18 protein-coding genes and 2 pseudogenes are annotated in these 20,319 nt (G+C 63.4%); 7 read left to right on the top strand and 13 right to left on the bottom strand.

The genetic code is table 11. From position 1 onward, the window contains the following. Positions 1-2: 2 nt before the first annotated feature. The gene (locus tag FJW03_RS13600) at positions 3-632 is read right to left on the bottom strand and encodes a glutathione S-transferase family protein (RefSeq protein WP_140694688.1); all 630 of its coding nucleotides are present in this window, start codon (positions 630-632) and stop codon (positions 3-5) included. A 237-nt stretch (positions 633-869) separates the two neighbouring features. Then, complete coding sequence (locus tag FJW03_RS13595) at positions 870-1,181, bottom strand: hypothetical protein (RefSeq protein WP_226890654.1); 312 nt, start codon at positions 1,179-1,181, stop codon at positions 870-872. A 411-nt stretch (positions 1,182-1,592) separates the two neighbouring features. Here FJW03_RS13595 and FJW03_RS13590 point away from each other — a divergent pair, with 411 nt between their 5' ends. The 3 genes and pseudogenes from FJW03_RS13590 to fusA all read left to right on the top strand — a co-directional run. Further along, entirely contained in the window at positions 1,593-3,215 is a 1,623-nt protein-coding gene (locus tag FJW03_RS13590) for an ABC-F family ATP-binding cassette domain-containing protein (RefSeq protein WP_140611437.1), read from the top strand. Between the two features lie 142 nt (positions 3,216-3,357). Then, entirely contained in the window at positions 3,358-3,723 is a 366-nt protein-coding gene (locus FJW03_RS13585; protein ID WP_140611517.1) for a hypothetical protein, read from the top strand. Positions 3,724-3,832: 109 nt separating this feature from the next. Continuing rightward, positions 3,833-4,720 (top strand): annotated as a pseudogene (gene fusA, locus FJW03_RS13580) (elongation factor G); the annotation flags it as partial. Positions 4,721-4,722: 2 nt separating this feature from the next. On the opposite strand, the gene FJW03_RS13575 reads toward fusA, so the two are convergent. The 7 genes from FJW03_RS13575 to FJW03_RS13545 all read right to left on the bottom strand — a co-directional run bounded on the left by FJW03_RS13575 (position 4,723) and on the right by FJW03_RS13545 (position 12,160). Next, entirely contained in the window at positions 4,723-5,376 is a 654-nt protein-coding gene (locus FJW03_RS13575; protein ID WP_140766561.1) for a glutathione S-transferase family protein, read from the bottom strand. Between the two features lie 141 nt (positions 5,377-5,517). Further along, on the bottom strand, positions 5,518-6,240 hold the full coding sequence (locus FJW03_RS13570) for a hypothetical protein (RefSeq protein WP_140766560.1): 723 nt from the start codon (positions 6,238-6,240) through the stop codon (positions 5,518-5,520). A gap of 183 nt (positions 6,241-6,423) precedes the next feature. Beyond that, positions 6,424-7,605, bottom strand: a complete 1,182-nt coding sequence (locus FJW03_RS13565) for an ABC transporter ATP-binding protein (RefSeq protein ID WP_140766559.1) — start codon at positions 7,603-7,605, stop codon at positions 6,424-6,426. Next, on the bottom strand, positions 7,598-8,740 hold the full coding sequence (locus FJW03_RS13560) for an ABC transporter substrate-binding protein (RefSeq protein WP_140766558.1): 1,143 nt from the start codon (positions 8,738-8,740) through the stop codon (positions 7,598-7,600). Before FJW03_RS13560 ends, FJW03_RS13565 begins: the two co-directional genes overlap by 8 nt. Beyond that, a complete protein-coding gene (locus FJW03_RS13555) occupies positions 8,737-9,579 on the bottom strand; it encodes an ABC transporter permease (RefSeq protein WP_140766557.1) in 843 nt (280 codons plus the stop codon). The genes FJW03_RS13560 and FJW03_RS13555 overlap by 4 nt, the downstream gene beginning before the upstream one ends. Then, positions 9,576-10,454, bottom strand: a complete 879-nt coding sequence (locus FJW03_RS13550) for an ABC transporter permease (protein ID WP_140766556.1) — start codon at positions 10,452-10,454, stop codon at positions 9,576-9,578. Before FJW03_RS13550 ends, FJW03_RS13555 begins: the two co-directional genes overlap by 4 nt. 155 nt (positions 10,455-10,609) lie before the next feature. Continuing rightward, positions 10,610-12,160, bottom strand: coding sequence for a winged helix-turn-helix domain-containing protein (locus tag FJW03_RS13545; protein ID WP_140766555.1), 1,551 nt, complete (start codon positions 12,158-12,160; stop codon positions 10,610-10,612). A gap of 186 nt (positions 12,161-12,346) precedes the next feature. On the opposite strand from FJW03_RS13545, the gene FJW03_RS13540 reads away from it, so the two are divergent. Further along, a complete protein-coding gene (locus tag FJW03_RS13540) occupies positions 12,347-13,048 on the top strand; it encodes an alpha/beta fold hydrolase (RefSeq protein ID WP_140766554.1) in 702 nt (233 codons plus the stop codon). A 77-nt stretch (positions 13,049-13,125) separates the two neighbouring features. Here the strand turns inward: FJW03_RS13540 and htpG are convergent. Together htpG and FJW03_RS13530 are read right to left on the bottom strand one after the other, a co-directional pair. Continuing rightward, positions 13,126-15,011, bottom strand: a pseudogene (gene htpG / locus FJW03_RS13535) (molecular chaperone HtpG). Positions 15,012-15,206: 195 nt separating this feature from the next. Continuing rightward, positions 15,207-16,094 (bottom strand): hypothetical protein, encoded by an 888-nt coding sequence (locus FJW03_RS13530; RefSeq protein WP_140766553.1) that lies wholly within the window; start codon positions 16,092-16,094, stop codon positions 15,207-15,209. 156 nt (positions 16,095-16,250) lie between these two features. On the opposite strand from FJW03_RS13530, the gene FJW03_RS13525 reads away from it, so the two are divergent. Then, complete coding sequence (locus tag FJW03_RS13525) at positions 16,251-16,442, top strand: hypothetical protein (RefSeq protein ID WP_140766552.1); 192 nt, start codon at positions 16,251-16,253, stop codon at positions 16,440-16,442. Between the two features lie 360 nt (positions 16,443-16,802). Further along, a complete protein-coding gene (locus FJW03_RS13520; protein WP_140766551.1) occupies positions 16,803-17,114 on the top strand; it encodes a hypothetical protein in 312 nt (103 codons plus the stop codon). A gap of 124 nt (positions 17,115-17,238) precedes the next feature. On the opposite strand, the gene FJW03_RS13515 is transcribed toward FJW03_RS13520, so the two are convergent. Together FJW03_RS13515 and FJW03_RS13510 are read right to left on the bottom strand one after the other, a co-directional pair. Beyond that, positions 17,239-17,727: a hypothetical protein gene (locus tag FJW03_RS13515; RefSeq protein WP_140766550.1), complete on the bottom strand. Its 489-nt coding sequence runs from the start codon at positions 17,725-17,727 to the stop codon at positions 17,239-17,241. 186 nt (positions 17,728-17,913) lie between these two features. Then, positions 17,914-18,933, bottom strand: coding sequence for an NAD-dependent epimerase (locus FJW03_RS13510; protein WP_140766549.1), 1,020 nt, complete (start codon positions 18,931-18,933; stop codon positions 17,914-17,916). Positions 18,934-19,258: 325 nt separating this feature from the next. Between FJW03_RS13510 and FJW03_RS13505 the strand changes: the two genes are divergently transcribed. Then, entirely contained in the window at positions 19,259-20,011 is a 753-nt protein-coding gene (locus FJW03_RS13505; RefSeq protein ID WP_226890653.1) for a DUF1236 domain-containing protein, read from the top strand. Positions 20,012-20,319: the final 308 nt, after the last annotated feature.

Genomic DNA, 20,319 nt, shown 5'->3' with positions numbered 1-20,319 from the left:
CCTCAGGCTCCGGAATGCGGGTCGATGCCATAGGGGTGGACGGGATAGCCGGGTCCGATTGCGTCGCGCACGCGGCCGGTCCAGGCGAGCAATGCCGGATAGTCCGGAAGATGGAATCCGCAATCCTCGGCGCGGTGGCTGTAGGCATAGACGGCGATGTCGGCGATGGTGAGATCGTTTCCGGTGAGGAAGTGCGTCTCGCCAAGGCTGCGGTTCAGGGCGGCGAGCGTTCGTGCTCCGGCTTCGCGCTTGCCGGCCACCATGGCCAGGTTGTGCTCAAGTCGTCCGGTCAGGGTCCAGAAGCGCAGCGAGCCGATGACGGGCTCGACATTGTACTGTTCGAAGAACAGCCACTGCATGACCTTCGCCTGCCGGTAACGGTCATCAGGCAGCAGGGGCGTGCCTTCGGCAAGGTAGGTGAGGATCGCATTGGATTCGGCGATGGCGCTGCCATCCTCGAGCTGAAGCACGGGAACCGCACCGGCCGGGTTGAGCGCCAGGAAGGCGTCGGTATGGCTCTCGCCCTCGAAAATCGAGACGATGCGCGTGTGGTAAGGGATCTTCAGCAATCCAAGCAGGGCCCGGACTTTCCAGCCATTTTGCGACGGCAGATAATCGTGAAGCGTGAGCATGGCCGATCCTCGTGATGGATCGATGCTCGCATGGTGCGCTGTGCGCCGACACCCGATTCATGCTGATGGCTTTCCTGCCACGGCAAGAGGACCGCCGTGGTGATGTCTTGAACGGCAAGCACCGCCCCGGAGGTGACGCTGTGTGTTTCACGGTCTGAATCGTGCAATTGCCGTAAGCGCTTGTTTTTGCGGGCTTCTGCGGGTGGCGCTTTTTCCGGGAGGAAGTCAAGGTTGCCGTCACTGGTCGACGTCTACCGGCGTCACGCCCAGAAGCTTCAGGGCGTTGGCGTAAGTCCGGATGCCTTGCGCCTGCTTGCGCTCGGCACAGAACCGGTTCGCTCTGTCCTGGAGGGCCGTTGCCTGGGCGATCCGGCTCGCATTGGCACCGGGGGCGGCTTTGGTCTGGATGGCTCCGTCGAGTTGAAGACCGAGCCGGCTGCAATATTCGCTCCGGGTAGCCGCCGCTTCCGCGCCCGACTGTGCGACCGCAAGCATGGCGAGCGAAATGCCGGCTACGGCACCCATCCATCCGGTCAAACGTCGTTGCATTGTCGGGACCATCCCTTTGCGTTGATGTGGCGACCGCTGTCCGGTTGCCGCGGGGCTGCTTATGCCTGCTGATGTTTTCCTCAGTTTTTCTGAAGTGTTGAATCTTGTTTCCGGAGTGTTTCCGGGGGGCTGAAGCTGCCAATCTCCCCCCTTGTGGGGGAGATGCCCGGCAGGGCAGAGGGGGGCGCGAAGGATCACCAACTTCGTAGGCGTTGCCATAGTTACTAACGCTTCCGCACATGCCGACGGCCAGAGGGGCGGCGGGACAGCGCCCCCGCTCTGGCCTGCCGGCCATCTCCCCGCAAGGGGAAGATCGGCTATCTGCGGCGCTTCTGCCTCTTCCCCCCGCACTGTCATTCGCGTAAGGGCGCGGGCAAATCCTCCAATCCGCTTGAGCTTCCTGGACCACCCATGATCAGACTTGAAAGCATCGGCAAGCAGAACGGCCGACAGATCGTCTTCATTGAAGCCTCGGCTGCCTTGCAGAAAGGCGAGAAGGTTGGCCTTGTCGGTCCGAACGGCGCCGGCAAGACGACGCTGTTTCGCATGATCACCGGCCAGGAGCAGCCGGACGAGGGCCAGGTGCAGGTCGATCGCGGTGTCACCATCGGCTATTTCAGCCAGGATGTCGGCGACATGGCGGGCCACAGCGCCGTCACCGAAGTGATGAACGGCGCCGGGCCGGTGAGCGAGGTGGCGGCCGAGATGGCGGAACTCGAGGCCGCCATGGCCGATCCCGACCAGGCCGACCGGATGGACGAGATCATCGAGAAATATGGCGAGGCGCAGCACCGTTTCGAAGAACTCGACGGCTATGCGCTCGACGGCCGGGCGCGTGAGGTGCTCGACGGGCTGGGTTTCAGCCAGGAGATGATGGACGGCGATGTCGGCAAGCTGTCGGGCGGCTGGAAGATGCGCGTGGCGCTGGCCCGCATCCTGTTGATGCGGCCCGATGTCATGCTGCTCGACGAGCCGTCCAACCATCTCGACCTCGAAAGCCTGATCTGGCTGGAGCAGTTCCTGAAAGGCTATGACGGCGCGCTGTTGATGACCTCGCACGACCGCGAGTTCATGAACCGCATCGTCAACAAGATCGTCGAGATCGATGCCGGTTCGCTCACCGCTTACTCGGGCAACTATGAATTCTACCAGCAGCAGCGGGCGATCGCCGACAAGCAGCAGCAGGCGCAGTTCGAGCGCCAGCAGGCGATGCTGGCCAAGGAGATCGCCTTCATCGAGCGCTTCAAGGCGCGCGCCTCGCATGCCGCGCAGGTGCAGAGCCGGGTGAAGAAGCTCGACAAGATCGACCGCGTCGAGCCGCCCAAGCGCCGCCAGGTGGTGAATTTCGAGTTCCAGCCGGCGCCGCGCTGCGGCGAGGATGTCGTGACCTTGAAGAACGTCCACAAGGCCTATGGCAGCCGTACCATCTATGAGGGGCTCGACTTCCAGGTCCGCCGGCGCGAACGCTGGTGCATCATGGGCGTCAATGGCGCCGGCAAGTCGACGCTTTTGAAGCTGGTGGCCGGCGCTTCCGATCCTGACACCGGCACGGTGGCGCGGGGGCCGAGCGTGAAGATGGGCTATTTCGCCCAGCACGCCATGGAACTGCTCGAAGGCGAGCGCACCGTGTTCCAGACGCTGGAACACAATTTCCCGCAGGCCGGCCAGGCGCCGCTGAGGGCACTCGCCGGCTGCTTCGGCTTTTCCGGCGACGAGATCGAGAAGAAATGCCGGGTGCTGTCGGGCGGCGAGAAGGCGCGGCTGGTGATGGCGCTGATGCTGTTCGACCCGCCCAACCTGCTGGTGCTCGACGAGCCGACCAACCATCTGGACATCACCACCAAGCAGATGCTGATCGAGGCGCTTTCGCAATATGAAGGCACCATGCTGTTCGTCTCGCACGACCGGCATTTCCTGGCGGCACTCTCCAACCGTGTGCTGGAACTGACCCCGGAAGGTATTCACACCTATGGCGGCGGTTATACGGAGTATGTGGAGAGGACAGGACAGGAAGCGCCGGGACTGCGGAGCTAGGGGCGACCGATCGCAGCCACCCGGCTCGCGATTGTATGCGCCGGCCTGGTGCAACCGCGTCCCGGGCTGCTTTATCAGAACGATCTCCTTGTGAGGGCAAGAGTTCCGTCCACTCTCCACAATGGTCGGGAAGGGCTTCCGGATGGGAATTGCGGTGAGACTTGCAATGTCCGCATTGGCCGCGACAGCGGCTGGGTGCGCGACCTCTCCGGTCGACTATGGAGCGTCGCTTTCGCAGCAGGACCAGAAATGGGCATCGCCGGCATGCCAGCAGGCCCGGGCGGCGGCTTCAGACTACGAGCTTCGCGAAAAACAGCACCCGGGTTGGGAATTCGCAGCACTCGGCCCATATGGATTGGGGCTCATAGCAGCCGTCAAGGAGCATGAGCAGAAACAGCGAAAACTGTTTGCCCGCAATGTGCATCTGCAATGCTCGAGCCGTCCCCTGCCAAAGGAGTTGCAGGGCGATACAAGTTCGGCAGGCGCAAGTCAGATGAAATATCCGTAAGCGCACCTGCCTTATTCGCAGGAGGCGCCGAGCTCTGAGAAGCTGAGAAGGGAGACGGCGGCGCCTTTCCTCTCCCGTTGCAGACATCTGGCCAAACTGCGATCATAACGTCATGGAAACGCCCGCCGCGCCATGGCCTTTGCTGCAAATCGCGATCGAGCCAAAATCGAAAGCCGATCAGGAGAAACTGCATATCGCCTTGTCGAAGCTGGCGGACGAGGATCCCTGGTTCAACGTCAAGCGGGATGAGGAATCGGGCCAGACGATCATCGCCTTCATGGGTAAACTTGAGCTCGACAACATCATCGACCGCGTGCGCGGTGAGTTCAAAATCAATGTGAATATCGGCTCTCCGCAGGTGGCCTATCGCGAGACGATTACCCGCAGCCACCGGCAGAACTACACCCACAACAAGCAGTCCGGTGGCGTGGGTCAGTTCGCCCGCGTCAGGATCATGTTCGAGCCGAACGCGTATGAACCGGACTTCGCGCTCGCGTCCAGCATCGTCGGCTCTGCGGTTCCGAACGATTGTATTGCAGGGGTCGAAAAAGGGCTGCGCAGCATCCTCTCGGCGGGGCCGTTTGCGGGCTTTCCGATGATCGGTGTCAAGGCGACCCTGGTGGATGCCGCCTGGCACGATATCGAGCCCCTGGCTTTCGAAATCGCCGGTCGCGCCTGCATTCGCGAAGCCGCTCCGCATCTCGGCGTAAAACTGCTGGAGCCGATCATGAAGGTCGAGGTGGTGACGCCGGCGGACTTTGTCGTGAGCATCATCGGCGAATTGAAAAGCCGCCGTGGCCAGATCCGGGAAGAGGAAACCCGCGATGTCGCCATTGTCATCAACGCCATGGTGCCGCTGGCAACCACGTTCGAATTGGAGGAGACACTGCGGTCACGTTCGAAAGGGCAGGCACGCTTGAGCGCCCGTTATGTCGGATACGCTCCCGTTCCGCTGCCTGACGACCGCGACCCGCCGCCGGCGGCAATGTTCGCCTGACCTCATCCACCGTTCGATGCGTTGGTGAAAACCGCCAGCTGGGCGGCGAAGGCGCGCTGGAAGGCGGGCCGCGCTTCGCCGCGCGCGACATAGGCGGCGAGGTTTGGGTGTTCGTCCAGCAAGCCCGACCGGTTCAACCGGCGCAGCACCATTACCATCAGAAGGTCGCCGGCGCTGAAGGCGCCATCGAGCCAGTCGGCATCGCCGAGCCGGTCGGAGAGTTCGCCGAGGCGACCGCGAATACGATCCTCGACCATGGGCAGGCGCTGCTCGTGCCAGCTCTCCTTGCCCTCAACGAGCACGGCGACTTCCCGTTCGACGATCGCCGGCTCCATCGTGCTGACGGCGGCAAACATCCACATGACCGCGCGGGCTCGGGCATTCGCGTCATCGGGCAGCAGGCCCGCATGGCGCTCGGCGATATGAAACACGATCGCGCCGGAGTCGAACAGCGCGAGATCACCTTGCTCATAGGTCGGAATCTGTCCGAAAGGTTGGAGCGCACGGTGCGCAGGCTCCTTCATCGCGCGGAACGACACGAGGCGAACGTCGTAGGGCTGGCCCACTTCCTCCAGTGCCCAGCGAACGCGCATGTCGCGTGCCTGTCCGCTGCCGCGGTCGGGGGATCGTGCAAAGGCGGTGATGGTGGGGGTCATTGGAAAGGCTCCGGATGGGTAATCGGTCGGGTTCGATCGTTGCGCCTGGCACCCATAGGACGAACGACCAGGGTCGTTCCCGACAGTTGCCCCGGATTTCGGCGTTCGGTCTCGCGGGCCAAAGCGGCTGAGAGCAGCCCCTTAGCGGAGCAATCCTTCCGCCTCGAACGCGTCCCAGCCTTCGAGCCGTGGCGCTGGAGCATCGTCCTTTGCCGGATTTCTGGTCTTGCGAGCCTTGTCCGTCCGCTTGCCTGCACGAGTGAGCGCCGCCTTGCCGGCCCCGCGCCGTCTGTTTTCGGACACTTCCCGCGCATCGTCCTCCCGCCAGGTGGCCGCAAGGTCACGATCGAGAATGTCCTCGATGTGCCGTGGGTCGAAGACATGGAAGGTTACCTTCCTGGATCGCCCGCGCATCTTCACGGTGCGCGTGCCGATGCTCTTCAGGCGGCCATCCTTCAGCCATTTGTGGCGCTCGCGCGCAGAGATGGCGAGAATGTCCTCCGCCTCTCGCGGAAGCACGACCAGGGCTTCGATCCCCTCCAGCGTGTCGGAGATGATCGCCGATGCGGCCTGGAACGCATCCGCGTCGGCTTGCGGCATGCGCAACACGATGCGGCCCGTCTCGACCCTGGCGAATTTCCTCACCGTCCAACGCAGCCTGGCGCGGATTTCGCGTTCGATGCCCTTCAGGCGCAAGGAGGAGCCAAGCGTCGCCGATGGCGGCAGCGGCCATTCGGCGACGATTGACGGCGTGGCGGTGCTCATGCCGCGCTTCGCTGGGCGGTCAGGGGCGGCGGCGATGGTGGCAACGATGCCGCTCAGGATCTTGCGAAAGGAACCGCGTTGTCTTTTCGCCGGGTTCATGTGTCATCTTCGCTCTTCAACTGCCTCCGTGGAACGGCGCACAGGAGACAACCGAAACCGGGCTCAAACAGTTCCTTTAGCACGGGGAATCGCTGGAAGGCTCGATTTCATCGGCGAAGGTCGCCGGATGCCATGCCAAGGCGTTGCGTTGATCCGCAACGCAGATAGCCGCATGGCGCTGCATCACGAAATCCGCCGGCCGTCCCCGTCGAGCAGGACGCAGCCTTCGGGATCGAAGCCGAGGTCGATTGCCTCGCCCTCGCGAAGCACGCGGCCACTGATCGGCGCATTGGCGCGGATGCTGCTCTTGCCGCCGATATCGACCTCGTAGATGGCGCTGCCGCCCAGGTAGGAGGCGGCGACGACGCGGCCGGACAGCCGGTTGGCACTCGCCGCCGCGCCGACCGACAGTTTCTGCGGCCGCACCACCACCGTGACCTTGCTGCCTTGGGCAAGCGGCCTTGGGCAGCCCACGTTGATCGTCTGGCCAGTGGCAAGCACCACAGTCGCTGTTCCCTGGCCGGATCCGCTCACCGTGCCGGCGAGCATGTTGGCCTTGCCGAGGAAGTCGGCGACGAATGCGGTGGCCGGCGCCTCGTAGACCTCCTCTGGCGTGCCGACCTGCTCGGCCGAGCCCGCATTCATCACCACGATGCGATCCGACATGGAGAGCGCCTCTTCCTGGTCGTGGGTGACGAAGATGGCGGTGATGCCGGTTTCCTTCTGGATCTTCTTGATCTCGACGCGCATCTCCTCGCGCATGTTGGCGTCGAGCGCCGACAGCGGCTCGTCCAGCAAAAGCACCTGCGGCTCGAAGACGATGGCGCGGGCGAGCGCAATGCGCTGCTGTTGCCCGCCCGACAGTTGCGAGGGCAGCTTCTTCTCGCTGCCCGGCAGCCGCACCATCTCGAGCGCCTTGCCGACCCTGCGCTTGATTTCGGGCTTCGGCACGTTGCGGTACTTCAGGCCGAAGGCGACATTGTCGAATACGGTCTTGTGCGGGAACAGCGCGTAGCTCTGGAAGACAAGCCCGATGTTGCGCTTGTAGATCGGCACGTCGTCGACGCGCCGCCCATCGATCATGATCTGGCCGCCCGAAATGTCGACCAGGCCGGCGATGGAGCGCAGGATCGTCGTCTTGCCGCAGCCCGAAGGCCCGAGCAGGGTGACGAAGCTGCCCTTGCGGATCGACAGCGAGAAATCGCGCACGGCGACGAACTTGCCATAGGCGATGTCGATGTTGCGGAATTCGACCGCCGGGCTGTCCGCCTCGGCGCCGACCGGGGCGGGTCTCGCCGCGCCGGCTTTGGCAACCCCGGCCGCTTCCGGCCGGGGTGCTTCGGTCAGGTTCTGGCTGTCAGGCACCTTTGGAGATCCTGTTCCACTGCTTGGTCCAGGCGTCCTCGTTGGTCGCCCAGTAGACCGGATCGGCGAAGGTCAGCGTCTTCATCGTGCCGGTCTTGTCGAAGGCAGGCAGCTTCTCGATCTTCTGGGTCAGCTTGACCTTTGTCGGGTCGAGCGACGGCGGATAGCTCTGGCCTTCCGCCACCGCGATCGAAGTCGCCGGGTCGAGCATGAAGTTGATCAGTTCCTCGCACTCGGCCATCGGCGAGCCCTTCAGGATCAGCATGTCTTCCATCCAGGCATAGGAACCCGCCGGGTCAAGATAGCCGATCGGATGGCCCTGGTCCTGCAAGGCGGCGACGCGGCCCGACCAGGCATCGGTCACCACGATCTCGCCCTTGGAGAGCAGGTCCATCAGCTCGGCGCCGGAGCTCCAGAACTTCTTGGCGAGGTCGCGCGTCTCGCGCACCTTGGCCCAGATCGCGTCCATGTCCTTGATGGCGTTGGGGTCCTGTCCGGTGGCGAGCGCGGCGTACCAGACGCGCGTGGTCATGTCGTCATAGCCGCCGACCTTGCCGGCGTACTTCTTGTCGAGCAGCAGTGCCGCGCCCTTTTCCTTGGCTTCCTCCGGCGAGATCACCTTGGTGTTGTAGGCGATGCCCGTCGTGCCGTAGTCGTAGGGCACGGCCGACAGCTTCGGCGTCAGCTTGCGGAACGGCTCGATCATTGGCTGCAGCACATTCACCATGTTGGGAATGTTGGCCTCGTTGATCTCCGAGGTCAGGCCGCCGTTGACGTATTTGATGTAGTAGTTGACGCCGGAGGAATGGATGACCTGGTAGTCGCCGGGCTTGGCGGTCTTGATCTTGGTGATGATCTCGTCCTCGTCGCCGAACGTGCCCTGGACCACCTTGATCTTGGTCTTGGCCGTGTAGGGCTGGAAGGCATATTTGTCGATCGCGTCCTGCACCGTGCCGCCCCAGCCGTCGAAACGGACCTGTTCGACGGCCGCGAGCGCCTGCCGCATCCACGGCATGTCGAGGCCGGCCGAGGCGGCCGCGGCAGCCGTCAGCGTCAGGAAGGTGCGGCGGCTGAGGCCGCCATTCATGTATCGGTCTTGCAGCCGTTCCAGCCGCTTGCTGTTGGTGAGTTTCATTTCATCTCCTCCTTTGGTTCGCCACGTCTTTTCAATCTTGTCAGGCTCTGCAGGATCAGGCCGCCGAGCAGCGGGATGCCGACGGTCACCAGGATCATCACGGTGCCGAGCGCGTTGATCTCCGGGCTGATCGAGATCTTGAGCATCGATAGAATCTGGGTGGGCATGGTCTCGACGCCCGCCGGCCGCCAGAACAGGCTGGCCGAGGTGTTGTCGAAGGAGATGGTGAAGGCGAGCAGGGCGCCCCCCACCACGGCCGGAATGAGCAGCGGCAGCGTGATCTCGCGGAAGGACGAAAGCCGTGAGGCGCCGAGCGAGAGTGCGGCCTCCTCATAGACGCGCCTTATGCCGACCATGCGCGCCTGGGTAATCAGCACCACATAGGGCACGGCGAGCAGGATATGGCCGAGGACCAGCAGAAGCATGGTCCTTGGCTGGTCGATGGCCTTGATCAGCACCAGCAGGCCGACGCCGAGGATGGTCTCCGGCACCAGCGCCGGCAGGATCACCAGCGTGCTCAGCGCCTGCTTGCCGGGGAATTCGAAGCGCACCAGCGCGAACGCGGTGACGACGCCTATCGCGGTGGTGACGGCGGCGGTGACCAGCGCGATCCACAGCGAGGTGCGGAAGGCGGCCAGCACGGCCTCATTGGTCATCAGCTTGGCGTACCATTGCAGGGAAAACCCGGTCATCGGGAAGCCGCCGAACATCGAGGCGTTGAACGACAGGACCACCGTCGCCACGATCGGCGCGAACATGAAGATGTAGACGCAGACCGTCACGAAGCCGGTCAGCCGCCAGGCCCATCTGCCTTCCTGCTTGCGCCGTGTCCCTCTCATCCGCCAAGCCCTTTGACGATCTGCGACATGCCCATGTAGCGGGTGTAGACGGCGGCGAAGAAGCCGAGCACGACGAACAGCACGATCGAAAGCGTGGCGCCCATCGGCCAGTTCAGCTCGCCCATGATGGTGTCGTAGATCAAATTGCCGAACAGAGCGTCGCGGCCGGAGCCCAGCAATTGCGGCGTCACATAGCTGCCGGCGGCAAGCACGAAGCAGAGCAGCAGGCCTGCCGCCAGGCCGGGCAGCGACAGCGGCATGGTGACCTCGCGGAACGCCTGTGCGCTGGTGCAGCCCATCGAGCGGGCCGCCGAAATCAGCGTGCGGTCGATGCCTTCGAGGCTGACATAGACGTTGAGGATCATGTAGGGCAGCAGGAAGTGCAGCATGCCCAGGATGACCGCGCCCTCATTGTAGAGCATCGGCAGCGGCTCGTTGATGATGCCGAGCTTCAGCAGCGCGACGTTGATGACGCCCTGTTCGCCCAGGATGTTGATCCAGGAAAAGGTGCGGATGGTGAAGCTGATCCAGAACGGCACGATGAGCAGGAGAAGCAGCAGCCATTTGTGCTTGAAGGTCGTCGCCCAGATGAAATAGGCGGGAAAATAGCCCAGCACCCCGCAGAGCAGCGCGGTGATCGCGCCGACCCGCAGCGTCTTCAGAAGGAAGCCCGAATAATAGCTGTCGGTCAGGAATTCGTGCCAGTTCGCGGTCGTCAACGCGCTGGTTTCCACGCCGGCGGTGACGAAGGTGAAGAAGGTGAAGGCCGCCATCACGGCGATCGGCAGCACCAGGAAGAAGATCAGCAGCAGGAGCACCGGCGCGACCAGCATCCACGCCAGCCGCGGATCATACAATGTCCATCGTCGTTCCATGAGCACCCGGACGTCCGCGCTTCTTTGAAGCGCCTGTTTTGTTCCCGAGCCAAGATTGGGTGATTGGCGGCGCGATGTCTACAGTCGGCGATTGAGCCAGTGGATATCCGCGTGTTGCCGGCTGGACGCTGAACCTGTCGGCGGCAGATCGCCTTCTACGCCGGCAGGCCGGCCACGTGCAGGGCGTCGGTGACGTCGTCGATTATGCCAGGGGCGATTCCGACGGCGGCGGACCAGCGGCCAATGGTGAAATGCGGTTCGAGCGACATCAGCCGTGCGGCCGACGCCCTTGCCTCCTCGATCCGGCCGAGCTTGGCGAGGGGGGCGGCCAGCCAGCCGTGCAGGATGCTGAAACCTGGGTTGAGCTCGACCGCCCTGCGGCCTGCCGCGATCGCCTGTTCGTGCCGGCCGGACAGAAAATTGCCGAAGCCGATAATGCCTTGCGGCACGCAGCTCATGGCGTCGAGCGGGGAGAGCCGCATCGCCAGCTCGCACCAGTCGATGGCGCGGGCCGCGTCGCCGCCATATGCCACCGGCACGCAGCCGAAGGCATAGACGAAGGCGCAGGAGGCGCTGAGCGACAGGGCCTGCGCGAACGCCTCGTCGGCCAGCCCGCGGTCATGTTCCACCAGGCCGATGGTGAAGCCGGCCAGGGCCAGTGCCATGGCGTCGCCCGAGCCATGCTCGATCGCGGCGTGGGCGTGGCGGGACGCCTTCTCGCGGTGCTGTGCCAGCATGCCGCCGCGTATGAAAAGGGTTTGATGCGCCCAGGCGGCAAAGCCATGGGCAAGCGCGTAATTCGGCTCGATGGCCAGCGCCTGGTCGAGCAGCGGCAGGCCCTTGGCCGCGCCCTGCGGCATGAAGGTGTAGACGTCGGGCAGGGCGCGCAGAAAAAGGTCGTAGGCGTCGAGACTGTCGGGGCGCTGGCGCTTGACGCGCTCGATCTCGGCCCGGCGCAGATTGGGCTCTATGGCCGCGACCACGCTGACGGTGATCTCGTCCTGCAGCGCGAACACGTCGGTCAGTTCGCGGTCGTAGCGTTCGGCCCACAGATGGCTGCCATCCTCGGCGTCGATCAGCTGGCCGGTGATGCGCACGCGGCTGCCGACCTTGCGCACCGAGCCTTCCAGCACATAGCGCACGCCGAGTTCGCGCCCGACCTGCTTCACGTCGACGGCACGGCCCTTGTAGGTGAAGCTCGAATTCCGCGCGATGACGAACAGCCAGCGGATGCGCGACAGGCCGGTGATGATGTCCTCGACCATGCCGTCGGCAAAATAGTCCTGATCGGCATCGCCGCTCATGTTCACGAAAGGCAGCACGGCGATGGAGGGGCGGGCGGGTATGCCGAGGTCGGGCTTCGGTTTCTCCACCGGCGCCGCCGCCTCGGCCGCGGCTTCCTCGCGCACGGTGCCGACGAAACGAAAGCCCCGGCGCAGGATGGTGCGGACGAGGCGCTGCTGCTCGCCATTGTCCTGAAGGGCGCCGCGGGCGGCATTGACGCGGCTGGCCAGCGTGGCGTCGGAGACGATGCGCCCCTGCCAGACCGCATCGACCAGATCGTCCTTGCTGACCACCCGCTCGCGATTGCGGATCAGATATTGCAAGAGGTCGAACACCTGCGGTTCGACCGGGACCAGCTCGTTTCCCTTACGCAGTTCACGTCGGTCACCGTCCAGAGCGAAATCCTCGAAAAGATACGGCAAATTGCTGGCTCCAGATGAGGCGGAAACGCTGACCTGGACACTGTAGACGTGTCGTGACCGCAAAATCAAAGCCCTCTCAAGGGAAAATCAAGAGGTCCTGAATGCCGCCTCAAAGCGAGCGCGGCGGCCCCGGCGCATAGTCCTCCTGCAACCAACGCAAACAACGATTTGAAAAGGAGAACTCAAATGTCCAACACCGCAGCAAATTCCGTCGTCCTCGTCCATGGCGGCTTCGTCGATGGCTCCGGCTGGGAAGGGGTCTATAACCAGCTCAAGAAGGACGGCTACGACGTCACCATCGTGCAGAACCCGACCACCTCGCTCGCCGACGACGTCGCTTTCACCAAGCGCGCCATCGCCGCCGCTCCCGGCAACGTCATCCTGGTCGGCCACTCCTATGGCGGCGTCGTGGTGTCGGAGGCCGGCACCGATCCCAAGGTTTCAGCCGTCGTCTACATCGCGGCCTTCGCGGCGGATGCCGGCGAGTCGGTCGCGACCCTGATCGCCAACCCACCTCCAGGCGCAGCCGTGCCACCGATCCTGCCGCCCGTCGACGGCTTCCTGATGCTCGACAAGGCCAAGTTCGCCGCCTCGTTCGCCGCCGACGTGCGTCCCTCGCTCGCCTCCTTCATGGCGGACTCGCAAGTGCCGTGGGCCGTGGCCGCACTCGAAGGCAAGGTCACCAAGCCGGCCTGGAGGGTGAAGCCGAGCTGGTATCTCGTCGCCACCGACGACCATATGATCCCGCCGCCGGCACAGCGCCAGATGGCAAATAGGGCTGGCGCGACAACGGTCGAAGTGCCCGGCAGCCACGCGGTCTACGTCTCCGATCCCGCATCTGTCGCCAAGCTCATCGAGCAGGCCGCCGCCGGCGTCGGCAAGAACTGAACCGGCATGATCGAGATCAAAAGCCTGGGCGCTTGGCGGCGCCCGGGCTTTATCCTGTTCAGGCCATGAAGCGGCCCTCAGCCCTTCGGCAGGCCGCGCTCGATCAGCCGGGCGAGGCGCTGGGAAAAAGCCCTGGCGTCCGCCGGCTTGTCGCCGTCAAGCACGCGCGCCTCGTCGTAGAGAAGGTGGGCTGCATCGTCCTTGAAGGCCTGCTCGTCGTCGCCGAGGCTGGCCAGCGCCAGCACGCGGTCGTGCCGGGGGTTGATCTCGAGAATGGGCTTGGCGGCCTTGTCGAGGCGGCCGGCGGCGTTCATCAGCCGTTCGAACTGCCGGTCCGGGCCATGTTCCGGCGCCACGAGGCAGACCGCGCTTTCGGTCAGGCGGTCCGAGGCCTTGACGTCCGAGACGGCATCGCCAAGCGCCGTCTTGACGAAAGCCAGAAAGCCATCGACCTCAGGCGTCGCCGCCGTCTCCGGCTTCTTCGCCTCGTCGAGCAGCGGAATGTCGGAAAGTTCGGCCACGCCCTGTGTTACCGACTTGAACGGCTTGCCATCGAATTCCGGCGCCATCGTCACCCAGAAACTGTCGACAGGGTCAGTGAGCAGCAGAACCTCGATGCCGCGCGCCTTGAAGCCTTCGAGCTGCGGCGAGGCTTCGAGCCGGGCGCGGTCGTCACCGGCCATGAAGAAGATCGCCTTCTGGCCTTCCTTCATCGCGGCGACATAGTCGGCGAGGCCGCGCCAGCCTTCGCCCGATGCGGTCGAGCGGAAGCGGGCAAGCTTCAGCAATTGCTCGCGCCGCTCGTAATCCTCGTAAAGCCCTTCCTTGAGGACGACGCCGAAATTGTCCCAGATCTTGGCATAGGCTCGACTTCATTCTCCGCCAGCTTGGCGAGGTCGCCGAGCACGCGGTTGGTGAGGCCCTTGCGGATCGCGGCGAGCAGCGGGCTTTCCTGGATCATCTCGCGTGAGACGTTGAGCGGCAGGTCGGCGGAATCGACCAGTCCGCGCACGAAGCGCAGGTAGCGCGGCAGAAGGTCGGCATCGTCGGTGATGAAGACGCGGCGCACATAGAGCTTCATGCGGCCCTTGCGGTCCTGGTCGAAGAGGTCGAACGGGCGCGAGCCGGGCACGAAGGCGAGCACCGAGTATTCCTGTCGGCCTTCGGCGCGGAAATGGATGGTGGCGGCCGGCTCGTCATACTGGCCGGCGACGCCGCGGTAGAAGTCGGTGTATTCCTCGGGCTTGATCTCGGTCTTCGGCCGGACCCAGAGCGCGGTGCCGTCGGCGATGTCGCGCGCCTCGGCGCCGGGTTTTTCGACCAGCGTGATCGGCACCGGCACATGGCCCGACTGCGACTTGGCCAGTTGCTCGAGCCGGTAGGACCCGGTGTAGGATACGGCATCGTCCATGAGATGCAGCATGACGCGGGTGCCGCGCTTGGGTGCTGCTTCAAGCGGGGCCGGCGCGATCTCGTAGGAACCCTTGCCGTCGGACGACCAGCGCCAGGCCTCCTCGCTTCCCGCCAGCCGGCTGATGACGTCGACCCGGTCGGCCACCATGAAGGCGGAGTAGAAGCCGACGCCGAACTGGCCGATGAGCTGCGTGTCCTCGGTGCCGGAGCCGACGCGCTCGATGAAGGCGCGCGTGCCCGAGCGGGCGATGGTGCCCAGCGCCTCGGCCATGTCGTCGCGGCTCATGCCGATGCCGTTGTCCTCGACAACGATCCGTTTGTTGTCCGGATCGGCCGAGATCGAGATGCGCGGCTTGGGATCGTCGGCCAGCAATTCGGGATGGCTGACGGCCTCGAAGCGCAGCTTCTCGCAGGCGTCGGCGGCGTTGGAAATCAATTCGCGCAGGAAGACGTCCTTATCGGAATAGACCGAGTGCACCATCATGTGCAGAAGCCGCGAAACATCAGCCTCGAACGCCCTGGTTTCCGTCGCTTTGGTATCCGTCGTCATTTCAAGATTCCCACATAGTCGTTCTGCCCACCGCGCCATGCACGTTCCGGGATCATCCTTCAACCATTTTCAATTGCGCTGGCAACCGCGTTCAACAGGGGCCAGCGCGACCGACAATATCGTGATGTGGTGCGAAGGCGACAAGGGGTAAGGTGGGCACGGCGTCAGCTTCGCCGCCGGCGCTCGTCCTGCGCCCTACTTGCCCGCCATGTGGTCGGCAAGCGTCTGCGCCTGGGTGAGCAGCGCGGGGAAGGCTGGGTCGCTGGGCAGCTTGTCGCCCATGCATTTGCGATAGTCGCCGTCGCCTTTTTCCCAGGCGGCATTGGCGGTGTCATAGAGCTTCTCGTCCTTGGTCTCGGATGCCTGGGCGGCCAGTTTCTGGGCGGCCTCGTCCGCGGACGTCCACAAGGCCTCGCAGGCCGCGATCCTGGGAACAGGTGGCGTGGCGGGCGCCGAAGCGATCATGACGCTATTGCCCTTGACGAGCGTGACGACGACCTGCTGTTCGTGGATCGGCCCGACATCCTGCGTCCAGCCGCCGAGCCGCGCCATGGCGATGTCGGCGCCTTCGGGCTTTTTCAACGGAAAGTCGAGCGTTCCCATGAAGGCGGCGTCGCTGTTGATCGCCTGGGTGTAGAAGGCATCGAGCTTCAGCGCCTCATCGACGCCGGTGGGCAGTTTGAGACCCTCGTCGGTCTCGGCGGCCCGGGCCTGGAGCCAGCGATCCAGCAGCCCCCGCGTCGTGGCCACGAGGCTCGGGCCATCGTCGCCCTGGGTGTATCGCAGCCCGTCGAGCATGCCGTATCCGACATCGGAGTCACTCAGGCTTTCCAGATTGATGGTGCCGTTAGTCGGGAAATCCTTGACCGTCAAGGGGCCGAGAAGGGCGGACAGGCGCCCTTCGAGGTCGGCCCGCGCCTTGGCATCGGCGGCATCGAGGGTTTCCACGGGTGCATTCGAATTGTTCAGCTCGGTGATGGCCGCGATCGCCTTGTCGCGCGCGGCGATATAGTCGTCCTCGGGCGACGCCGCGAAAGCGGCAGTGCTCGCGAGCGCAAACATGACCGTCCAGACCAAGCGCATGACAGAACCTTTCTTCGTGGCGATCAACAGGCCTGGCAGCCATCGGGCAGCTTTGCGGCTATAATCTGGCGGAGGAGCGCGAACGAGGCAGCAGCCAACGGACCAGCTAATCCGGTTGGCAAGAGCTGGGCCGAAAGGCCGTCGGTGAGAGCATTGATGAGCCGGCTCACTGTTCGATGCCGGACCGGCTTGGGCCGGCCGCGTGACGGTGGCGAAGCCTATGGTCGAGATGCGATCTACGCGCCGATCTTCGCCAGCCAGAAGTCCCAGATCGCGGCTGGAGAGGCGAGGGGCGACTTTGCCGTTCGCGTCCGGGCAATCGTTGCTGCTCAGGGCGCGATGCTTTGAAGGTAGCGATTGTGCGCCAGTGTCGCGCCTTCGCCGTGTCAGCGTTCGATCCAGAGGCCAATTGGCTGAGCAGGCAGGAACTATTTCGTTCGAACAAGGTTTGTGCCCGTCGAGTGCTCATTCACCGGACTGTGAACGAGCAAAGCCCGTCCCGGCCAAGCCGGGGCGGGCTTTGTGTTTGGAACTTACCGGCAGACGAGACGCCGCTGAGGATCGCGGTCGGCGCGGTGCTGGGAAATCCGCACGAAATTGCCCTGCTTGGGAAGGCGGTCTCGGATCTCAGGCCGCAGCGGCCGGGACGGATTGCGGAACGAGGCGCCAGAATCCGCGTTATTCAAGACCGAACTAATGGAGGTAACCGTGAGAAAACTGATACTCTCATCCGTGCTCGCGCTTGCTGCCACAGCCGCTGTGACGTCACCGACCAAGGCACAATTTCTCTTCCCACCCTTCGGCGGCTATTTTGGTGGCTTCGGAGGGATGCCCTTCGCCTACCGCCCGTATTACAACCCGTATTACGGTCCGTATTACGGCGATCCGTACTACCAGCCTTACCGGCCGTACTTCGGCTATCGGCACAGGTATTACCACCGATACTACTACCCGCGCCGGTACTACTACCCGCACCGGTATTACCACCACAGGCGCCATCACAGGCACCACCAGCGGTAGCTAGGCGTGCCAGCGTTGGCCCTCGGCAGAACGACCAATCGTGAGGTAACGGCACTCATCGTTGAGGAGCCAGGCTCGCCTGCTCCGCGGCGGCCGGTGTTCGCCCCGGGATACCGTGTTCCGCTCATCCGGCAGCTTTGACCAGCCGATCCAGTACGGGGAAATCCTCCAAATCCCGGTAGGGCGTCAAATCGAGGTCGCGAGGGACAGCTCGCACCCTTTCCTCGTCAATCGACTTCTCGTTGCGCTTCATCAAGGCTTGGTAGGCCCGCCATGAGACACCGGCCGCGCGCACGGCATCCCGCTCGGTCCGCAGTGCTATCTGATGGGCATGCAGATAGTGAAGCCGCAATTGGTCAAGGAGGGATTTCTCGACGATTTCATGTGTGACCAAAAAGGGCGCAAGCTTTACTGACTGACCTTGCCAAGCCATGGTTCGCGGCAAGTGGCGATCGATATAGACGGTTCGCCCGTCCTTGCTGTAACCGGCAAGATAAGGGATATCGAACTGGTGGTTCACCTCGATGCGTCGCTGCAAAGCCAGCACGACGTCCGCAAGGACGGAGTTGCTCACATCTTCGGATTTGTGACGGGCTTCATCCTGGAGCTTCATCGGGAGCATCCCAAAGCAAACGTGCCGGTCCATCAACGAGGGCTTTCCCGCGTTGTTCCCGTGCGATCGTGCCCGAACCGGATCGGCAAACAGGGGATGCCGGAGCAGGAGTCTCGTGCGAATCCGAAGCAACCTCGGCGAAGGCGAGAGAGCGGCTTCACCGTTGCGAGCGAACTGGCAGCGCTTTCATACCCGATAGAATTCGCGATACCAGTCCACGAAACGCGGAACCCCGATCTCGATCGAGATATTCGGCTTGAAACCGGTCGCCTCCTCGAGCGAACTGACATCGGCGAACGTTGCCGGAACGTCGCCCGGCTGAATCGGCATCAGGTTGCGAATGGCTTTGCGCCCGAGTGCGTCTTCCAGCACATCGATCAACCGGCTCAACTGAACGGGCGTATTGCCGCCGATGTTGTGGATCCTGAACGGCGCGTTGCTGGTCGCTGGATCCGGCGCGGCACTTGTCCATTCCGGATTGGCCGTCGCGGGCTGCCGCATCACGCGGACAACGCCTTCGACAATGTCGTCGATATAGGTGAAGTCCCGCTGCATGTTGCCATGGTTGAAGACGTCGATCGGCTCACCAGCCAGGATGGCCTTGGCGAAGATGAACAGCGCCATGTCGGGCCGTCCCCACGGGCCATAGACGGTGAAGAAGCGCAGGCCTGTCGCCGGCAGCGCGAAGAGGTGGCTGTAGGTGTGCGCCATCAGCTCGTTTGCCTTCTTGCTTGCCGCGTAGAGGCTGAACGGATGATCGGCCGGATCATGCACGGAGAACGGCATGCGCGTGCTGCCGCCGTAGATCGAGCTCGACGATGCATAGACCAGATGGCCGACCGAGGTGTGCCGGCATGCTTCCAGGATGTTGAGGAAACCGCTGAGATTGCTTTCCGCATAGGCGTGCGGATTGGTCAGCGAATAGCGCACGCCGGCCTGCGCCGCGAGATTAACGACGATCTCCGGCGCGGTTGACTGAAACAGCGCCGAAATACGGTCTCGCTCGGTGAGATCGACATGCTCGAAACGAAAATTCGGGAATGCTTTCAACCGGTCGAGCCGGGCCTGTTTCAGGGTGACGTCATAATACGCATTCATGGAATCGAGGCCGACAACCTGCCGGCCTTCGGCAAGCAGCCTCTGACTGAGATGGAAACCTATGAAACCGGCCGCGCCGGTGATCAGAACTGGCCTGCTTGATGTCACGGCGTATCCCCAGCTTTCGTTTCGGGCCGAGCCTCACAGGTTTTCAATATTCTATCTCGCCAGGAATTTCATCCGGCTTGATGGCAGGCTTGATGTCGGACAGCGTTCCACACGGCCCGATCGTCTGAAAGATATGGACCTTTCGCCCTCCAGATCATGCTTGTGAGGTCCCGCCAGAACAAGCCCCTGCAAATCGCACGAACGGCAGGATCGTTTCGCCATGATCGCGCCGGTCGCTTTGGTATCGCCTCCTGACCCGGGGAACCATACCTTTTTGGAGAAGTTTTACCCATTGAAGGGCGAACCTTTCAAAGGAGATTTACCTATGAAACATGTTCTCATCACCAGCATGCTCGCGATCGGACTCGGCTGTGGCACGGCAATGGCCCAGACGCAGCAGCCGGCCGACAACCAATCAGGGGCGGACACGAACTGCACCTCCGGGACGGCTAACTGTAAGCCCGGCTCGAAGATGAACGGCCAGGCCCAGGAAAAGTCCACTACCAAAACGGACAAGCAGGCCCAGGGCAAGGCGAAGGCCCAGACTGACCAGCAGGCGCAGGGCAAGGCCGGCACCAGTACGGACCAGCAGGCCCAGGGCAAGACCAAGGTCCAGACCGATCAGCAGGCCCAGGGCAAGGCCGGCACCAGTACGGACCAGCAGGCCCAGGGCAAGGCCAAGGTCCAGACCGATCAGCAGGCCCAGGGCAAGACCGGCACCAGCACGGACCAGCAGGCCCAGGACAAGACCAAGGTCCAGACCGACCAGCAGGCGCAGGGCAAAGCCTCCACCCAGGACAAGACTTCGACTGCCTCGATCAACAATGTGACGGTTGAACAGAAAACCCAGATCACGCAGGTGATCAAGGAGACGAAGGTCCAGCCCGTAGCCAATGTCGATTTCGACGTTTCCGTGGGCGTGGAAATTCCGCGGCACAAGATCAGATTGCACCGCTTGCCTGCTCGCATCGTCAAGATCGTGCCGGCCTACGAATCCTACGAATATTTCGTGCTCGCCGACGGGCGGATCGTGATCGTCGATCCGGATTCACTCAAGATCGTTCTCATTTTGACCTGATGCATGTCGCGCAAAAGTGACCTCGGTCTTGAGAGAACGACAGGTATAAAACAAGACCCCAAAGCGCGTCGCCTCAATCGGTTTCGAGGCGACGCGCTTTGAAAGGACATAGGCCGCCTTGCCATTTTGGTGGGTGGGCCGAGCATATCCGACCGGGAGGACGATCGGCGCCATCGGCAAGAAAAAACAAGTCCAGCAGCGGCGGCAGTCAGTCACGCTGGCGGAGAGCCCAACGGATAGCTCGCTATTGCAGAGAGGATCCTGCGCTGAGCGCCTGCCACTCATTTTAGCGCTTAAGTGGAACGCAT

Source organism: Mesorhizobium sp. B4-1-4 (assembly GCF_006439395.2).
Classification (GTDB): Bacteria; Pseudomonadota; Alphaproteobacteria; order Rhizobiales; family Rhizobiaceae; genus Mesorhizobium.
The sequence above is the reverse complement of the archived record's forward strand: the minus strand, read 5'-3'. Positions and strand labels throughout refer to the sequence as shown.

Excerpts from the sequence above, each read along its gene's own strand:
- FJW03_RS13530 (WP_140766553.1), bottom strand. The coding sequence starts at position 16,094 with ATGCGCTTGGTCTGGACGGTCATGTTTGCGCTCGCGAGCACTGCCGCT.
- FJW03_RS13550 (WP_140766556.1), bottom strand. The coding sequence starts at position 10,454 with ATGGAACGACGATGGACATTGTATGATCCGCGGCTGGCGTGGATGCTG.
- FJW03_RS13600 (WP_140694688.1), bottom strand. The coding sequence starts at position 632 with ATGCTCACGCTTCACGATTATCTGCCGTCGCAAAATGGCTGGAAAGTC.
- FJW03_RS13555 (WP_140766557.1), bottom strand. The coding sequence starts at position 9,579 with ATGAGAGGGACACGGCGCAAGCAGGAAGGCAGATGGGCCTGGCGGCTG.
- FJW03_RS13505 (WP_226890653.1), top strand. The coding sequence starts at position 19,259 with ATGAAACATGTTCTCATCACCAGCATGCTCGCGATCGGACTCGGCTGT.
- FJW03_RS13540 (WP_140766554.1), top strand. The coding sequence starts at position 12,347 with ATGTCCAACACCGCAGCAAATTCCGTCGTCCTCGTCCATGGCGGCTTC.
- FJW03_RS13590 (WP_140611437.1), top strand. The coding sequence starts at position 1,593 with ATGATCAGACTTGAAAGCATCGGCAAGCAGAACGGCCGACAGATCGTC.
- FJW03_RS13515 (WP_140766550.1), bottom strand. The coding sequence starts at position 17,727 with ATGAAGCTCCAGGATGAAGCCCGTCACAAATCCGAAGATGTGAGCAAC.
- FJW03_RS13570 (WP_140766560.1), bottom strand. The coding sequence starts at position 6,240 with ATGAACCCGGCGAAAAGACAACGCGGTTCCTTTCGCAAGATCCTGAGC.
- FJW03_RS13560 (WP_140766558.1), bottom strand. The coding sequence starts at position 8,740 with ATGAAACTCACCAACAGCAAGCGGCTGGAACGGCTGCAAGACCGATAC.
- FJW03_RS13585 (WP_140611517.1), top strand. The coding sequence starts at position 3,358 with ATGGGAATTGCGGTGAGACTTGCAATGTCCGCATTGGCCGCGACAGCG.
- FJW03_RS13575 (WP_140766561.1), bottom strand. The coding sequence starts at position 5,376 with ATGACCCCCACCATCACCGCCTTTGCACGATCCCCCGACCGCGGCAGC.
- FJW03_RS13525 (WP_140766552.1), top strand. The coding sequence starts at position 16,251 with ATGAGCCGGCTCACTGTTCGATGCCGGACCGGCTTGGGCCGGCCGCGT.
- FJW03_RS13595 (WP_226890654.1), bottom strand. The coding sequence starts at position 1,181 with ATGCAACGACGTTTGACCGGATGGATGGGTGCCGTAGCCGGCATTTCG.